1 protein-coding gene is annotated in these 1,446 nt (G+C 66.7%); it reads right to left on the bottom strand.

Features of this window, described 5'->3' with window-relative positions:
• Positions 1-1,446: aspartate ammonia-lyase (locus DFO65_RS16860; RefSeq protein WP_245940852.1), on the bottom strand; the 1,446-nt coding region annotated here is incomplete at both ends.

Raw genomic sequence — 1,446 nt, 5'->3', positions numbered from 1 at the left:
CGTCACCTCGTCTCGAGGGACCGAATCGGCGCTGTCGGGATCAGTGGTCACCGCATGGTCGGTGCGGATGCCGGTCAAGCGTTCGGGCAGCAGAAGCGCATCGAGACCCTCCCGCTCGAGCAGTCCGCGCTCGACGACGAGATCGGAGATCCTCGCCCCCGTGGCCAACGCCTCTTTCGCCAGCTTCGCCGCCTCCGCGTATCCCACGACGGGAGCCAACGCCGTGATGACGGTGACCGACCGGGCCACCGTGTCCTCGAGCCTCGCCTCGTTGGCGGTGATGCCCGCGACGCAGTTGACGCGGAAGGTCTGGCAGGCGCGTTCGAGCCAGGTGATCGACTGGAACAGTGAGTGGGCGATGATCGGCTCGAAGGCGTTGAGTTGGAGCTGCCCGGCCTCGACGGCCATCGACACCGTGACATCGGCCCCGGCCACCGAGTAGGCGACCTGGGTGACGGCCTCGGGGATGACCGGATTGACCTTTCCCGGCATGATCGACGACCCCGCCTGCCGGGCCGGAAGGTTGATCTCGCCGAGGCCGGCCTGCGGGCCCGAGGACAGCAGCCGCAGATCATTGGCGATCTTCGACAGCTTGAGCGCGCTGCGTTTGAGCGCCCCGGAGAAGGTGATGAAGACACCGGTGTCGCTGGTCGACTCGACCAGGTCACCGGCGGTGACGAGGTCGAGGCCGGTGATCTCGCGCAGGTGGTCGATGACCGCTTCCTTGTACCCGGCGGGCGCGTTGATGCCCGTGCCGATCGCCGTGGCCCCCATATTCACCTCGCCGAGGAGGGCGACGGCCTCCTCGAGCCGCTGCACGTCCTCGCGCAAGGTGGTGGCGAAGGCGTGGAACTCCTGGCCGAGGGTCATCGGGACGGCGTCCTGGAGCTGGGTGCGGCCGACCTTGACGATATGCGAGAACTCCCGCCCCTTGGCCTCGAACGCCGAGGCGAGCAGGTCGAGCTCGTCGAGCAGGCTGCGCAGTGAGAAGGCGAGTGCGATCTTGATCGCCGTCGGGTAGGTGTCGTTCGTCGACTGACTGTGGTTCGTGTGGTCGTTGGGATTGATGAACGCGTAGTCGCCCTTGCTGTGTCCGGCGATCTCGAGAGCACGATTGGTGATGACCTCGTTGGCATTCATGTTCGTCGAGGTCCCGGCCCCGCCCTGGATCACGCCGACGGTGAACTGGTCGTGCAGCTTGCCGTTCTTGATCTCCTCGCAGGCGGCGTCGATGAGGTTGGCTCTCTGGGAATCGAGGGCCCCGATCTGCGCGTTCGCCCGGGCCGCAGCCTGTTTGACGCAGGCGAAGGCCCGCACGAAGTCGGGGTAGACGTTGATCGGACGCCGAGTGATCGGGAAGTTCTCGTTCGCCCGGGCGGTGTGAACGCCCCAGTAGGCGGACGCCGGGATCTCCAGGCTTCCGATCGAATCGGTCTCGGTGCGCGT

Source organism: Brevibacterium sanguinis (assembly GCF_003315415.1).
GTDB lineage: Bacteria > Actinomycetota > Actinomycetes > Actinomycetales > Brevibacteriaceae > Brevibacterium > Brevibacterium celere_A.
The sequence above is the reverse complement of the archived record's forward strand: the minus strand, read 5'-3'. Positions and strand labels throughout refer to the sequence as shown.